The sequence below is a fragment of the Frankia tisae genome (assembly GCF_025403405.1).
GTDB lineage: Bacteria > Actinomycetota > Actinomycetes > Frankiales > Frankiaceae > Frankia > Frankia tisai.
The window spans coordinates 1-15,443 of record NZ_JANEZT010000140.1; the positions used below are offsets into that span (position 1 = coordinate 1).

Annotated in this window: 10 protein-coding genes and 1 pseudogene; 5 read left to right on the forward strand and 6 right to left on the reverse strand. The window is 72.6% G+C overall.

Annotated features, from left to right (window positions below; genetic code table 11):
• The first annotated feature begins 458 nt into the window (after window positions 1–458).
• Together NBZ85_RS15030 and NBZ85_RS15035 are read left to right on the forward strand one after the other, a co-directional pair.
• The gene (locus NBZ85_RS15030) at window positions 459–644 is read left to right on the forward strand and encodes a hypothetical protein (protein WP_261553527.1); all 186 of its coding nucleotides are present in this window, start codon (window positions 459–461) and stop codon (window positions 642–644) included.
• Complete coding sequence (locus NBZ85_RS15035; RefSeq protein ID WP_261553528.1) at window positions 644–2,557, forward strand: HEXXH motif domain-containing protein; 1,914 nt, start codon at window positions 644–646, stop codon at window positions 2,555–2,557. The genes NBZ85_RS15030 and NBZ85_RS15035 overlap by 1 nt, the downstream gene beginning before the upstream one ends.
• Before the next feature lie 52 nt (window positions 2,558–2,609).
• On the opposite strand, the gene fxsT is transcribed toward NBZ85_RS15035, so the two are convergent.
• From fxsT to NBZ85_RS15055, 4 genes are all read right to left on the reverse strand, one after another.
• Window positions 2,610–7,532, reverse strand: a complete 4,923-nt coding sequence (gene fxsT / locus NBZ85_RS15040) for an FxSxx-COOH system tetratricopeptide repeat protein (RefSeq protein WP_261562090.1) — start codon at window positions 7,530–7,532, stop codon at window positions 2,610–2,612.
• A 361-nt stretch (window positions 7,533–7,893) separates the two neighbouring features.
• Window positions 7,894–9,534, reverse strand: coding sequence for a VMAP-C domain-containing protein (locus NBZ85_RS15045; protein WP_261553530.1), 1,641 nt, complete (start codon window positions 9,532–9,534; stop codon window positions 7,894–7,896).
• A gap of 121 nt (window positions 9,535–9,655) precedes the next feature.
• Window positions 9,656–10,372, reverse strand: a complete 717-nt coding sequence (locus NBZ85_RS15050; protein WP_261553531.1) for an effector-associated domain 2-containing protein — start codon at window positions 10,370–10,372, stop codon at window positions 9,656–9,658.
• 191 nt (window positions 10,373–10,563) lie between these two features.
• Window positions 10,564–11,451, reverse strand: a complete 888-nt coding sequence (locus NBZ85_RS15055) for a DMT family transporter (protein ID WP_261553532.1) — start codon at window positions 11,449–11,451, stop codon at window positions 10,564–10,566.
• Window positions 11,452–11,882: 431 nt separating this feature from the next.
• Here NBZ85_RS15055 and NBZ85_RS15060 point away from each other — a divergent pair, with 431 nt between their 5' ends.
• Window positions 11,883–12,683 (forward strand): hypothetical protein, encoded by an 801-nt coding sequence (locus NBZ85_RS15060; RefSeq protein WP_261562091.1) that lies wholly within the window; start codon window positions 11,883–11,885, stop codon window positions 12,681–12,683.
• A 284-nt stretch (window positions 12,684–12,967) separates the two neighbouring features.
• On the opposite strand, the gene NBZ85_RS15065 is transcribed toward NBZ85_RS15060, so the two are convergent.
• Both NBZ85_RS15065 and NBZ85_RS15070 read right to left on the reverse strand, forming a co-directional pair.
• Entirely contained in the window at window positions 12,968–13,405 is a 438-nt protein-coding gene (locus NBZ85_RS15065; protein ID WP_261553534.1) for a nuclear transport factor 2 family protein, read from the reverse strand.
• Window positions 13,402–13,887 (reverse strand): hypothetical protein, encoded by a 486-nt coding sequence (locus tag NBZ85_RS15070; RefSeq protein ID WP_261553535.1) that lies wholly within the window; start codon window positions 13,885–13,887, stop codon window positions 13,402–13,404. Before NBZ85_RS15070 ends, NBZ85_RS15065 begins: the two co-directional genes overlap by 4 nt.
• A gap of 195 nt (window positions 13,888–14,082) precedes the next feature.
• On the opposite strand from NBZ85_RS15070, the gene NBZ85_RS15075 reads away from it, so the two are divergent.
• Together NBZ85_RS15075 and NBZ85_RS15080 are read left to right on the forward strand one after the other, a co-directional pair.
• The gene (locus NBZ85_RS15075) at window positions 14,083–15,144 is read left to right on the forward strand and encodes an ATP-binding cassette domain-containing protein (RefSeq protein WP_261562092.1); all 1,062 of its coding nucleotides are present in this window, start codon (window positions 14,083–14,085) and stop codon (window positions 15,142–15,144) included.
• A pseudogene (locus NBZ85_RS15080) lies at window positions 15,141–15,443 on the forward strand (ABC transporter permease); the annotation flags it as partial. The gene NBZ85_RS15075 and the pseudogene NBZ85_RS15080, both read left to right, overlap by 4 nt.

Sequence of the window (15,443 nt, forward strand, 5' to 3'; positions counted from 1 at the left end):
ACCGCTGACATCCACGACCGGCTGTGTCAATGCCGACGCCGTCAATCCTGACGGCAAGCCAACACGGCGAGAGTAACCGCATCGAACCGGGGGGCGGAAAAGAGCGGTCTGATCCGCGCGAAGTTCACCGGAAACCGCCGCCGCGGTACAGAGAATTTCGACGGCTGTTCCCGGTAAGGGCCGCGGATTCGGGTTTGGTGGGGCTCCGCTGCCCTTCGATCCGTCGTCACGTTCACCCGGCGACGGCGCCAGGAGAGCGGCCGGTCGCGCCGGCCTGAGGCCGCCCGCCCGGATGCGGCCGCTGCCCCGGATCTCCTGGAGCAGCGCCATGAACGCGCGCTGTCACCCGCGGATGTGTAACACTTCTTCTGCGACTTCCTTTTCTTTCTCGGGAGCGGAACCGCGGCCCGCGGGTCCGGCCTTTCCGGGAAGGAACCGCCAGGAGGGGACGGGGCGCCATGGCCGACGCTGCAATCGAGGGGGAGCTCGCCGACGTGCGCGGAATCGGGCTCGACCGGCTCCGCGACAGCCCGGACGGCAGGCTCCGCGCGGGCGTCCAAAGACTGCTCCACACCCTTGACGTGCCCGCAGGGCGGATTGAAAACGGTAGCGGCAGCCCCGACCGCTCGGGTCGGCGCGTCTGATGCCGTCCACCCCGGCGGAGGTCGCGACCACGTCCGGCATTGGCATCCATCGGCTGACGGTGCGTGATTTCGACGCCCTTGCCCTCGGGGTGATCGATCCCGACGTCGTCGGGAGGCTCCTCGAGGCCGAGATCAGCTTCCGGCGGCTCGCCTTACGCGCGATTCTTGACGCCCTGCGGGAACGGCCGGCGGCGACTGGCCCGCTGGCACCTGTGGACCAGGCGTGGGATCTCCTCGTCGAGGTGGAACAGCGCGATTCGGCGGCGGTCCGCGCGGTGATCGACCGGCCGTTCACGGGGGCGTGGGCCGCCAGGCTGCTCCGCCGGTTGCGCGGGCGGCTCCACCACGACATACCCCTGTGGGCGGAGGTCGGTTACCTGCACGCCATGGCTGCCGCCGCCGCGGTCCGGGCGGGCGAACCGGTCGAGCTCGCGGTGCCGGCCCGCCGGGGTGTGGTGCACCTGCCCTCGCTTGGCCACTCCCACCTGCCGTTCTGGGAGATCTGGGAGACCGCGGTGGTGCGGGGCGCCGGCGGCGGCGTAGAGGTGATCGGATCCGCCGGCCGGGTCCGGGTGAACCGCGGTGACGACGGCGGCACGCCGACCCGCGACGTCACGGTCTGGCACCCCACCTGGGCAGCGCGATCCGTCGGCGTCGTCATCGAGGATGCCGATCCCTACCGCCTGGTGGGCCAAGTCGTTCCGCCGGTGCGGCTCAACGGCGCCGATGTCGCTCTCTGGGAGGGGCACCTGGCCGATACGTGGCAGGTACTGCGGGACGGGCACCCTCAGCTCGCGGCGGGAGTCGACGCGGCCGTCTCGGCCGTCGTCCCCTTGCCCGCGGCGCAGCGTTTCCGCTCGTTCAGCGCCACGTCGGGCGACGCGGTCGGCGGCGTCGAACTCACCGAACCGCCGGACCCGGTCGACGGCGCCGCGACCCTGGCGCACGAGTTCCGGCACACCGTGCTCAGCGCGCTGCTGCACCTGTGCGACCTCGTGGACCCGCAGGCCCCGCCCGTCCTGCGGTACGCGCCGTGGCGTGACGACCCGCGCCCGCCGCACGGGGTGCTCCATGGCATCTACGCGTTCTTCGGCGTCACGGAGTTCTGGCGCAGGCAGCGCCGGCTGGCGGTCGGGGCGGACGCGATGCTGGCCCACTTCGAGTTCGCCCTGTGGCGCCAGGCGGTCCTCGACACGGCGACAGAGATGCTGCGCACCGGCCCGTTGACGACGCTGGGCCAGCGGTTCGTCACCGGAATCCGCACGACCGTGCAGGGCTGGCAGTCGGAACCGGTGCCGGTCGAGACGCGGCGCCTGGCCGAGCTGGCGACGGCGGATGCCCGCGCGCTGTGGCGGATTCACCACCTCGAACCGGATCCGGCCGCTGTCGAGCGTCTCGCCGAGGCGTGGTCGGCGGGCGGCGCCGCTGTGCCGGCCCCGGTCCCCACCCGACTCGTGCCCGATCCGGGCGCGCGGGTCCTGGACGCCAGGGCGTCCCTGGCCCGGCTGTGGCTGGCGGATCGGGATGCGTTCCGCCGGGCCGAGCGGGCCGGGCCGGGCCGGGAATACCGCGGCGCGAGCGCGGCGGACTGCGCCCTCGTGGTGGGCGACCGGGCCCGCGCCCGGCGAGGCTACGAGGCGGAGCTGGAACGGGGCGGCGGCGACCGGCGCGCCCTCGTCGGGCTCGGACTCGCGATCGGCGCCGGTGAGCCGGCGGGGCGGACCCTGCTGCGGCGACCCGAGCTGGTCCGAGCCGTGGCGACCGCGGTGGCCGACCGGGGCGGCGAGGCGCCGGCCTTACCCGCACTCGCCGCCTGGCTGCTTCCCGCTTCCCTTCAGCCAGCTGCCTCGGACGGGCCGAATGTGCCGGATTCGCCGGGCCAGCGGTCCGCGCGCGGGATGGCGTTGCAGTGACCACTCGCCTCACCTGGGCGTAGCCGGCCGCCCGCGTGGCCTGGCGGCTCGCTCACATCGGCATCGGGTCGACGTCGCAGTCCAGGCGGATCGCGGCGACGACCTGGCGGGTCGCCGGGTGGTCGTGGCCCAGCACCCGGTCCAACCAGGTCAGTGTCGCGGCCTGCAGCTCCAGGGCCTCCTCCTTGCGCTCCAGGGCGCGTAGGTCCATGGCGAGGTTCGCGGCCACCGCCAACGTCGTCGGGTGCGCCTCGCCGAGCACCTCGGTCGAGGCCGCGAGCGTCACCTGGTCGCGAGCGTGCGCCTCCTCGAACCGCCCGACCGCGTACAGGTCGCTGGCGAGGTTGGCGGCGCAGGCGAGGGTCGAGGGGTGCCGGTCGCCGAGCCGCTCGACGAAGGCGGCCAGCGTCCGCTCGTCCCGGTCGAGCGCGGCGTCCGTCTGGCCGGACAGCCGGTCGATGATCGCGAGGTTGATCGAGGCGGCGAGGGTGTGTGGGTGCGTCTCACCGATCTTCGCCGCGTATCGCTGGTGGGTCCGCGCGCAGATCTTGCGGGCCTCGTGGAGCTGGCCGGCGTGGCGCAGGTCGATGGACAGGCTCAGGGCGGCGGACAGCGACGCGGGGTGCTCGCCGCCGTAGCGCTGGAAGAACAGTCCCTCGACGTCGCGGGACAGCGCGAGCGCCTTGTCGTGGTCACCGGCTTTGCGGTGCGCCACCGCCAGGTTCCGCCCGGCGTGCAGCCGGGCCGGGTGGTTCGCCGACTGGTGGAACAGCTGCCGGTAGCGGGCGTCGATGTTCTCCTGCGTGGCCCGGGCGCCGAGGTAGTCGCCGAGTTCCCGGCGGTCGAGCGTCAGTCCGGTATAGGTGTTCAGGCTGCGGTCGTCGTCCTCGCCGTAGAGCTGGATCGAGCGCTGCCAGGTGTCCTCGGCCAGTTCGGCCGCCTCGGCGAAACGTCCCAGCAGCCGGAGGCTCGCGGCGACAGTGTGGGCGGCTTCCAGCGTCTGCGGGTCGTCGGGGCCGAAGGTCTTACGGGCCCGCCGGTAGGCGTCCTCGGCGATGTCGAAGGCGGCGGCGAAGTCGCCGCGCCAGCGCAGGTCGGCCGCGACGTTGCCCATGAGCACGATGGTCAGCTCGCCGTCGGGCCCGTTGACCTGGGTCGACAGCTCGAACGTCCGCCGGTTGACCTCGGCGGCCTCGGTGTAGCGGCCGGTCAGGACGAGGCCCCAGCCGAAGCGCAGCGCCATCTGCAGGGTGTAGGGGTCGTCCTCGCCGAAGCGCGCCTGCCACTCGGCGTGCACGCTGCGGGCGAGGTCGTTGCTCTCCTGGTGATCTCCCCACCGCCAGAGGTAGTCGTCCTCGTTGAGGAGCAGTTGGCGGACTCTGGGGTCCGGGGAATGCTCGGCACGTGAGGCGATCATGTGGGGGTACAGGTCGGCGTAGGTTCGCCACAGGCCCGGGTTGAACGGGTCGTTGGGGTCGCTCGCGGCGAGCAGGACGTGGGCGCCGTGGCGCATCGTCCGCTGCTGGTCCGGGGTCATCCTGCCGATCAGCACGGCCTGGATCAGCCGGTGCATGACGATGGAGTTGTCCCGGTGGTCGATTCTGGCCAGGGCGTACCGGTTGATGTCGCGGATCGCCTGGCCGAGCTTGACCGGGTCGCGCAGGGCCTCGTCGAGCGCCGGCGAGATCGTCTCGTTGTGGGCTCGGGACAGCAACTGCCGCGAGATTGGTTCCGGCGCGAAGAACGCGCATACCTGGAGGAGCTCGAGGGCGGCGGGATTGCTTTGGGCGAGCCGGTCCAGCGACACGTTCCAGGCCGCCGTGACCGGGTGGGGGTAGTCCGCCGGCGCGGTGTTCAACAGCTCGGTTCGTTTGTCCCCCAACAGGCGCAGGTATTCCTGCGGGGACATTCCGGTCTCCGCCCGCCAGGTCGCGGCCTGCTCGACCGCGAGCGGCAGGTCCCCGAGAGCGGAGGCGACCTGGTCCGCGCCGTCGTCGTCCAGGTGGCCTCCTCGGCTGCGCAGCAGCGCGACGCTCTCCTCTCGCCGGAAGACGGCCACTTCGAGGGGATGGCTGACGTGTGCCCAGCCCGGATTGCGGGAGGTGACGAGGACGCGACCTGTCGGACTCGCCGGAAAGTACTCCCGCACGGCGTGTGGGTCGTCGGCATTGTCGAAGATCAGCAGCCAGCGCTCGTAGGGATTGCCGATCCGCAGCGCCTCCACGACCTGGCGGACCGCGACGGTGGCCTCGGTGCCGACCTCCAGCCCGAGCCGAGCACCCAACTCGACGAGCGCGCTGCTGATCTGGACCGTCCGCTCCGCGGGAATCCACCAGATGATATCGAAGTCTGAAAGGTGGCGATAAATGTATTCGGTTGCTAGCTGGGACTTTCCGACGCCGCCCATTCCGTGCAGCGTCTCGGGCAGGATCGAGGTCGTGCCTTCGGTGAGCCGGGTGTCCAGGATGGTGAGCAGGTCGACGCGACCCGTGAAGTGCGGATTCCGCGGCGGCACATTTCCCCAGATGCGGGGCAGCTGACCCGTCGTCAGCGCCGGTCGCAGGGCGGTGCCCCCAGTCACGGTGGGTCCTCCTCGTGTCGTGGTCGCCTCGGCGCCGACAGCTCCCGTCGAGTCGTCACCCGTGCTGGACCTCGGCCGACCCGTTCCAGCGATACTACTCATCGTAAAAGAATTTTCACTCTCGGTGTCAAGTGTCCGTGGCGGCCTTGGCCCGCCGGCCGGAGCGCCCGTGCTGGTCGGCGATGGTGCGCCGAGGGTCCGGTCCGTGGGCGTGGCTGGGGCCCACCCCTGTGAGGGCGTGTCCGCCTCGCCGGACGGGCGGATGGGCGGTTGGTCGGAGGGCGTGGCCATGGGCATGCCGAGTGGCTCCGTCCCCGCGTTATCCGCGTCGGATTCGACCGCCCGGCGAATCCGCTCGACGTCGCTTCTGCTCACCTGGGCGCGAAGTCTTGAGCGGATTTCCGGAATAATACTGAATGTGGTCGACAACGAATCGTGTGTAAGTAAACCGAAGGCAAAAATTTCGGACAAGTTTCGGCGGCCAGCGCCTGCGATACCGGCAACCGTGCGTAGGCCTCGGCGGCTGAGGGGCTCGATCGCCAGGAGTCCCGCGAGCTTTCTCGAGGTCGGCGCGGCGAGCGCGAAGAACTCCGCCAGGCGCTCGTCCGGCGATGGTGACTCGATCCCGTATTCCGGCAGAAAGTGTCGGCCGGACCCGGCGATGACCGCGGCCGTCTCGAACCACGTCGGTTCCGCCGCGGCGACAAAGCGCGCCCAGTAACCGATCCACTCCGGGTCGAGTTCCAGGACCGGGACGGCGTACGTCGTCCCCACGGATCCGGCGGTGCCCGCCGCAGACGCTCCCACGCCAAGGCCGTCATCGCCGTCGTCGTCGGGATCGACGTCATCGCTGGGATCGGTGCCGGCGTCGTCGAGCAGGCCCCCGCGGTAGGCCCAGGAACGCACCTGGCCCGTCCCGAGCCCGCTGCCGTGTAGCCGGACCCGCTCTGCGTCCAGATCTGTCCGGTCCCAGGTGTGGGAGGCGAGGACGTCGAGCACCGCGACCGGGCCGGTGCCGGCCCACTCGGCGAGCACCTGCGCCATGCGGCCGGAGCGCCACGCCTCTCCCAGGCCGTCGGTGAGCAGCCACACGACGCGCCGTTCGGTGCGGTCGGTCAGCTGGGACGGTGACCTTGTGGTCGAGCTGGCGGGTCCGCCGCGCAGGCGCAGGGCACCGTCGCGACGGTCATCGGGAGCGAGGTAGGCGACGAGGACGTCACGGAACGCGGGCTGGCGCTGCAGCATGCGGATGATGCCGGGGACGGCGTCCCCCCAGGTCGCGGAAAACGTCGGGTTCGCGTCGACGACGAGGGCGAGTTCCCACCGCGGCTGGGACGGCTCCTCGAGCGTGACCTGCTGCGCGGTGCCCCGCAGCAGGTCACGTGCGGTCCGCTGCACGTCGAACGGGCGTGACGGTGGGGTCGGGACCTGCTCGACGAGCGGGTGCAGGGCGCGGGCGAGGGCCCGCTCGTCGCGGATTGCCGGCGCCAGATCGACATGGACGGGCCCGGGCAGGTAACGGACGCGGGTCGGCTTGTCGGGCTGCTCGGCGGCGGCGAGGTCATCGGTGCCGTCGTCGGTGTGGCCGTCGTCGGCGTGACGTCGGGTCACAGCAGGCCTGCTGCGGGGTCGCCGGAGGCGCTGCCCCAGACGGCGTCGAGGGCGAGTCCCGCGCTGTCGTCGTCCAGGACGCCGGCCGCTGCCAGGTGGATGGCGTCGAGGAGCTGGTCGATCGTCAGCTCGGCGCCCGCGCTGCGGCGCTTGTCGAAGCGTGCGAGCAGGGTGGCCACCCGGGGAACGGTCCCATACCGGGATTCCACCAGTGTTTGCAGCCTCGCACGGGACGGCTCGGGCATCCGGACGTGGACGCAGCGGTCGTGGAAGGCTGGCAAGAAGGCCCGTTCGCCGCTGCTTGTGATCACGACGACCGGCGGTTCCGCGCACTGGATGATTCCGGCGTCGAGGAGGGCGTGGGCGCCTGGATCGTCCACGGCCACGGGGAGCGGGCCGGCGGTGGGGGGCAGCCTGGCCAGCTCGGGCACGACGGCACGACCCTCGTCGAGCACGTCGAGAACGTCGTCGGCCAGGTCGTGGCCGCCGCGGTCGAGCCGGTCGATGAGGAGCATCCGGGGTCGGGCGCGGGGGAGCAGCGCGGTGCCCAACGGGCCCAGCCTGACGTGCCGGTGGACCGAGAGCGAGTCCGGCGGCCTGCGTTCGGCGTCGTGGCCGAGCAGGTCCGCGAGGTGGCCCTTGACGGACCTGCGCGCGCTGGGGGATCCGCCCGGCTCCACCACGGGCTGATCGGCCCGCTGCTGGAGCGCGGCGCTCGCCAGGCCGAGCGCGTCGAAGTCGTGGACGCCGTCGCGCAGCGTCGTGCGGCGGTTGACCGTCCATCGCAGGACCCGCCCCAGGTGCAGCTCCCGGGCGATCAGATGGGCCAGCCCGGCCTGCCCGGAGCCCGGCACGCCGGTGACGAGGATCGGCCGTCGTAGCAGCAGCGCGACGTTGACGGCCGCGATCTGGGCGGGCGTGAGCAGCATGGCGGCCATCTCCCCACGCAGACGCGAGATCTCCTCGTCGTCCTCCGGCGGCGGTGGGGCATCGACCGGGGGAGCGGCGAACCGCCGCCACGGTGGGGCCTGCGGCCACCGCAGCTCGGCGTCGGCGGGCTCGCCGGTGCCGTGGAACAGCCACCAGCGGCGGGCGGCGGGTTCCCCGGTGTCCCGCACCGAGGTGATTGCGCCGTCTTCGAAGCTCACGCGGACCCCTCCGGTTGCATCGCTCGCCAGGCGACGCGGCGTGGATCGTCCCACAGCAGAACCGCGGTGCGTCGCGCCGCCGTCTCCGCGTCGTCGACTCTCGGGCCGGGTGACTGGAGGTCGCCACGTAGCTCGAGCCGGTCAAGGTTCTCCGTCCGGAACCGTTGGGGCAGCTGGAACGGATCGCCCTGGGCGAGCAGATCGAGCAGCGACCCATCGGTCTTGGGTCGGTCGGGGTCGTCGAACTGCCACGCGGCGACCGCGAGGCCCGCGCTCAGCGCCTCGGTGAGCTGCCGCTGCGCCGGCGAGCCCTGCGTCGGTGGCCCGCTCAGCATCACCGCGGCGATCCGCTCGTCCCTGGCCAGCCCATGCCGTCCGAGGCTGGCGGCGTCCATCGCCACGATCCCAGGTGGATGGGGCGCGGTGAGCGCAGCCCAACGCCGCAGCCACAGGAAGCGCGCGCCACGTCGGTGCAGACGCTCGAGGCTGCGCACGACGACCGGGTGGTCCTCGACCAGCAGCCGCGGCGTCCCGTGGATCTGCCGGCGCCAGCTGGTGACGGGCAGGTCCATGTGCGCGAACGGCAGGAAGAGTTCCACGATCAGCTCGGCGTCCTCACCCGGGGTTATCTCCGCAGCGAGGAGATCCTCCGCGTCATAGACGACTGCGGACGCGATCTGCTCGAACAGGTCCGGCCTGGCCGGCTGCGTCCCGCCCTGGTGCGGCGTCGACTCGTCGGCCCAGTGCAGCCACCATGACGCCAGATGATCCTCGGGACGGGGCCCGACCGGCTGGAACTGCAACGATACGACCCCCGTACGCTGCCGCCGTACCTGCGCGGCTTCGAGCCAGGCCAGATGCAGCTCTCTGGTGAGGTCCCGCCGGTGCGCCTCGCTGCGCAGCCACGCCTCGACCCGGACGAGCGTGCCCGGGGTGAGCACGTCGGCGCACCGGACGAGGAACACGACGTGCGGCGGGAGCCGGGCGGGCTCGGGATTGCGGCTCGCGACCCAGAGGAACAGCTGCCAGGCGTCGACGCAGTGGCGCGGGGGATGGGCGGGGTGGCAGGCATGACGGAAGGCGTGGGCGACCCGCTGCGGGGGCAACGCGGCGAGCTCCCGCCGCAGGAGATCCCAGACCTCGCCGGCTCCCTCGGCGACCTCCGCCGCTCCCCGGTCGGCGAGAAGACGCAGCAGCCGGTGCGCGACGGCGGAGTCGGGCCGCAGGTCGAACACGGCGTCCACCATGATCTCGGCGCCGTTGTCCAGCTCGATGCAGCTCTCGACAAAGCGGAAGTACCAGTCCCGGGCGACGTCGAAGTGCGGGACGAACAGCCGCCTGCCGGCGCGCTGTTCGAAGCGGCTGACCAGGAGATCCCGGGTCGTGGGGCTGAGGAGATCGACGGTGCTCTCCAGACAGCCGACGATCTCCACCACAAGGTCGGACCGCCGTGCGCCGCGCCGCGGCGACGACGGATCGGGCATGGTCACGATTCCCCCGACGGATCCCAACGCGCTTGACGGCCGGCATGCGCTGCCACTGAGCACGCTGCCACTGAGCACGCTGCCACTGAGCACGCTGCCGATGAGCTCACTGCTACCGAGCTCATTGCTATTGAGCTCACTGTCACCGAGCACACCGATTCTGCTGTTTAGCGTAACCTGCCCGATGGTCGGTGCGGAGGAGGTTGTTCGACGCCATCTGGACGCAACAGGTCCAGATGGCGGGGCGGGCGGAGCTGTCATGAGCGGCCGCTGGCTACCGGGGCTGGTCCGCGGCGAAGACGTCGTTCGCGGGGAAGCGGGAGGCGGCCGCCGCGAGCACCCGTCGCCGGCCGTCGCGGAGCAGCCCGTGGCCGAGCAGCGCCGACACCTCGGCCCAGAACGCCGCGGCGTCGGCGTCTGGCGGCGGGATCCGCTCCGCCGGCACCCCGGCGTCGACCAGGAGCCGCAGTGCGCCACGACCCTGGCCGAACGCCAGGGCGAGCGCCCGTATCTCGGCCGGGCGCAGCGGCTGCGGTGGCCCGTCGACCGCCGCCGTGGCGCGTCCTGACGGCAGACTCGCCGGCGGGAGCGCGGTCACCTGCTGCGTCGCTGCCCCGCCGTCCTGCACCCGCCACTCGCCGGCATCCGCGTCGGCGGTCATGCCAGCGGCCGCGTCGGCGGCCGCGACGAGGTCGGCGACCACCGCGGCCACCCGCGAACCCGGGTGGAGGTCGCCGACGGCCCGACGCAGCGCGGTGAACCCGCCGGGTTCCTCGCCGAGTCGGTACACGACCGCGGCGAACCACTGGTAGCGCACGTCGTGCTCGACGAGATGCAGCCGGCGGCCCGGCCCGAGGTGATGGGCGATCCTGTCCTGCAGCAGCCGCCGGGCCGACTCGCGACCGAAACCGGGCTCGGCGTCGAGAAGGTCCACCAGGTCGGTGAGGATTGCGTCGTAGGCGGCCGCGTCGCCGCGCGATTCCGGATGCACCTCGCTCCTTGTCAAGGGCATGCGGAGGCCTCCGCCCGAATGGTGCCGGTCGTCGCGACCGATCAGAACACCCTGAGTGTCCGCCTGGCGCCGGGATGGCGCAATATGCACGGGAAAAACCGTCCTGCGGGTCCGGCGGAGCCGGGTTCGGCCCCGGGGCCTGGCGGGTTCCGGGGCCTGGCGGGTTCCGGTCAGGGCACGTGATGCCGGGGGCGGGGCAGTGCGCTGGGCCGCGAGAGCAGGAACACTCCGCCGACGACGAGCACGGCGGAGACTGCGACGCCGGAGATGACCCCGGACCCCCTCGGAGCGGGGACCCCGAACACCAGGACGCCGAGCGCGTAGGCGGCGGTCGGGTTGGTGATGTTCATGGCGGTGGCGGCCGCGGTCAGCGGACCGACCGCGTAGGCCATTTGACCTAGACACAGGCTCGTCAGTGTCACCCCGCACAGGGCGTAGGCGAACCAGTGTGTCACTGTCGCGTCGAACCCGTTGTCGAGGGTTTCGTCGGTTGCCTGCTTGAGCAGCAGCGCGCTCAGCGCGAAGAACAATCCGGCGGCGATACCGAACAGCGTCGCCCGCCCCACCGGTCCCCGCCCGCGCGACACGGTGACCAGCACGGTGGCCAGCGCGACGATGGTGATGATCGCCAGCACCAGGCGTTCCTGGTCAAGGGGCGGATGGGCGGGTAGCCGATCCTGCACGCCGAGCAGCAGCGCGAGGCCGGAGCAGATCGCCGCGATGGCCCACCACGCCGTCCGGGCCATCCGCAGCCGCGTGCCGACCAGCCCGAGGGGGAGCGCGAACAGCAGCTGGGTGACCATGAGTGGCTGCACCTCGGCGAGCGATCCCAGATGCAGCGCGAGCGCCTGGGTGAGGAAGCCGGCCAGGTTCGTCAGCCAGCCGACCAGCCATAACGGTTCGCGGACGAGGTCGAGCAGGTGCCCGAACCCCGGCACGGCCATGTCGTTGTCGTCGCGCGCCGCGAAGCGGCTACGGCCCGCGGCGCGCTGTTGGAGGGCCGCCGACGACGCCAGCAGGAACGCGGCGAGCAGCGCGAGCGGGATGAAGAGGGGCACGGGCGGTGCGGGCGATCAGCAGGTGCCGCGCCGGCCGGCGGTGGCCGGCACGGGGCGGGGCGATGGTCGCGTCGCGGCCGCTCTGCCGTCGCCGAGGCGCGCGCCCGGACCGTGGCTGCGCGTGGGACCGACCGGCCGAGGACGATCATCCGGAGCGGACAAGTAGGACACGATGGCCCGTAATGTACCGGTCCTGCCTGCTCGGGATCCGTGGCCGTGGGGCCTGCCGACGCGCCTTACCACCCGAATCGGCTACCTCGCTGGGTGTCATCGATGTGGGCCCTGGTCGGGCTGGTCACCCGTACGTTGTCACTTGCCCGCGGATGACTGGAATGCGGGACCGATCGGGCCTGCCTGACCTTGATATACAGACGAGGGGGGCGGGTCCACGGTGACCTGTTCGGGGGGGAATGACGGCGATGCTGACGCCGGTGCTGATTCTGTTGGGACTAGTACTCGTGCTCGCGGCCGCGGTGGCTCTGACCCGCCAACCGGCCGAGCCTGAGCTGTTCCCAGCCGACCGAGATCCATACGAGCAGTGGGCGGCGTCGCCCGTCGACGTCGACGCCTGGGGGTCGTTGCCCGACCGGACCCACCAGGGCGTCGTCGCCGGCCGGCCTGAGGCCGACGAGCCCGCCCCCGCACCTACTCCCACGTTCACGCCCACTCGCACGTTCACGATCACTCCCACGCCCGCCTGGGAGCCGCTCCTGACCGTGCCCACCGCGCCGGTGGCGGCGCCGGCCGCCGCCGGGGACGACGCGACGTCGAGCGACCCGGGCACCCCTGCCCCGGACGGGGACGAGCCCGCCCCGACGGGCGACGACGCACCCGGTGACGCCGGCCGGGAGGACCCTGCCCCCGATCCCGACAGGACCGCCGCGCCGAGGACCGTGCCCCCGTCCTCGCGGCCGGCACCTGCGCCGGCACCTGCACCTGCGCCGGCACCTGTACCGCCGCCGCAGCTCCCGCTGCCGCGCACCCCGCCGTCCGCGCCGGCGCCACGCCATCCGTCGACCCCGGCGGGACGGCCGAGGTATCCGTCGCCGTCCACGCCGCCTGCGCGGCCTCCGGCGGAGTCCACGCCGCCGGGCGCCGCCCCCAGGCGGGTGCCCGCTCAGCGGTCCCCCTCCGCGCGTCGGCCGCCGTGCCCCCGCCCGACGCTCGTGCCGCACGGGCGCTCGTCGCCCGCGGGTCCGCCGCCCGCGCCGGTGGTCGGCTCCGACGGCTGACCTCCGCATCCCGGCGCGGGCCGGTGGACTGGGGCGCTCCCGCGTCCCGGTCCGCCGCCCGCGCCGGGTGGGGTGCCGTTCCACCAACACGCGTCCACCAACACGTGCCGGCCGCCCCCGCGGTGGGTGGTCCGGGATTCGCGAATGACGAGTCAGCTTGTGATCTCGTCGCCCTCCGCGGACAGCAGCCGCTGCGCGACTCTCACGCCTCGATCGCACCCTGACGGTCACCGAACCGGCGTGGCCGGTGCCGGAGACGGGTCAGGGTGCGATGACGGGGTCGATCAACCCTCGGGCGGCAGCCAGGTGGCGGCGGACAGGGTCCGCTCCGAGGAGCCGTCGGGGTCGTCGTCGGGCCGGTTGCCGCGGGTGACCGACCGCTCGGCGATCCGCCAGCCGCGCGGCGTGCGGACCACGGTGTCCTGGTAGTCGCCCGAGCCCGCGGTGCCGTCGCCGCGTATCACGAAGTACTTCGCCCACACCCGCAGCGTGTCGTCGTCGACCCGGTGGACGGCGATGTCGGTGGTGTGGTGCGGGAACATCACCCGCCCGTACGGAAGCCCGCTCGCGGCCTGCGCCAGCGGCACCCCGCCCATCACCGCGTCGTCGGTGTATGCCGCCGGTGCCGCGCCCAGCGCGATGTTGTCGAACAGGTGCGGATGCTTGGCGAGCAGGCTGCACACCTCGGCGTAGGTGGCCGCGTCGACCGGCTCGATCCTCACGCCCACGGTGTCTGCCCGTCGGCGATGACGGCCGGGCCGCCGTGGCGCGGGTGGACGGTCCGGCTGGCCACGCGCCAGCCGGCGGGCGTCTCGGTGAACACGTCGACGACGTCGGCGCTCGCGACGCTGCCATCGCCGGCGATCGTCACCAGCCGGCTCCACGCGGCCAGGCCGCCGGGGACCTGCTTCACCTCCGTGTTGACGGTGTGGTGAGAGGGAGACGTCGCAAGGTCGGGGGCCGGCGGGTCGACGAACACCTGCGCCAGCAGCTCCGCGTCACCGTTGTCGACCGCATGGCCGTAGAGCGCGAGGACCTGCACCGCCGCCGCGGCCTGCTCGCCGGTCGCGTCGGGCAGCGCGGCGAACGCGGCGTACGTCTGCGGCAGGCGGTGCTGCTCCACCTTCACGTCGCCGCTGTCGCGCACGCCACCGGGCGAATGGCCGCCGGGCCGCAGGTGCCCCGAGATGTGGTCCGTCGTCATGGTCTGGACGCTAGTCCTCCGGGGCCGGGTTCGCCGCGCACACCCGAAGGCGGGTGAAACCGGCGTGTAGGGGCGGTGATACCGCTGTTGTCTAGCGTCCTGTCCAGCACGCCCGGCCCCCGTGCGACCCGATGCTCCGTCATCCGTACCGCTTCATCCGCATCACCTCACCCGCATCCCGTGGAAGGAAGACGTATGTCAGCTTTGCCCGCAGTCCAGGCAGACGGCCTGGTCAAGAGATTCGGCGCCGTTCGCGCCGTTGACCAGATCGATCTCGAGGTGCGCCAGGGCGAGATCTTCGGCGTGCTCGGGCCCAACGGCGCCGGCAAGACCACGATGCTGAAGATGCTGGCCACGCTGCTGGACATCGACGGCGGCCGGGCCGAGATCTTCGGTGTCGACGTCGCCGCCGAGCCCCACCGGGTCCGCCAGCTCATCGGCGTCACCGGCCAGTACGCCTCCGTGGATGAGGACCTCACCGCGGCGGAGAACCTGTGGCTGTTCGGCCGGCTGCAGGGCCTGCGCTCGGCGGACGCGCGGGCCACCGCGCGCCGGCTGCTGGAGCAGTTCGGTCTGGGGGAGGCCGCCGAGCGGCGGATCTCGGCGTTCTCCGGCGGGATGCGCCGCCGCCTCGACCTCGCCGCCTCCCTCATCACCCGGCCGCCGCTGATCTTCCTGGACGAGCCGACGACCGGCCTCGACCCGCGCACCCGCGGCCAGATGTGGGACACCATCCGCGAGCTCGTCGACGACGGCTGCACCGTCCTGCTCACCACGCAGTACCTGGACGAGGCCGACCAGCTCGCCGACCGGGTCTGCGTGATCGACCAGGGTCGCAAGGTCGCTGAGGGCACGCCGGACGAGCTCAAGACCCAGGTCGGCGACTCGACCCTGCAACTTCAGCTCGCCCCCGAAGCCGATCAGGCGCTCGCCCGTGCGGTGGTGCTGCGGGTACTCGGCGAGGAGCCGGTCACCACGCCCGAGTCCGGCCGGCTGAACGTTCCGCTCGACGTCGCCGACCGGGCCGCCGACGTGCTGATCGCGCTGCGCGAGGCGGCCGTCGCGATCGCCTCGGTCAGCGTCGCCAAGCCGACCCTCGACGAGGTCTTCTTCGCCCTCACCGGCCATGGCACCGCGGCCGGTCCCGATGCCGGCGGCCCGGCCGGAACCGTCCCCGGCCAGGACGCCCCCAGCCTCGACGACACCAGCCTCGACGACACCAGCCTCGACGACACCACCACGGAGATGGCCCGATGAACACCGTCCTCGCCGAACCGACCGCCGCGCCCGCACGGCCGGCCCCGGCCCCGGCCCCGGCCGCCGACCCGGCCGCCGCCGTCGCCCGCACGCGGGCCCGCCCTGGCGCGGGGGACACTCTCACCCAGACCCTCGCGATGGCGTGGCGGGCGTTGAAGAAGATGCGGCGCAATCCGGAACAGTTCTTCGACGTCGCGCTGCAGCCGCTGCTGTTCACCGCGATGTTCGCCTACGTGTTCGGCGGCGCGGTCTCCGGCGACGTCCACAGCTACCTGCCGCTGCTGATCCCCGGCATCGTC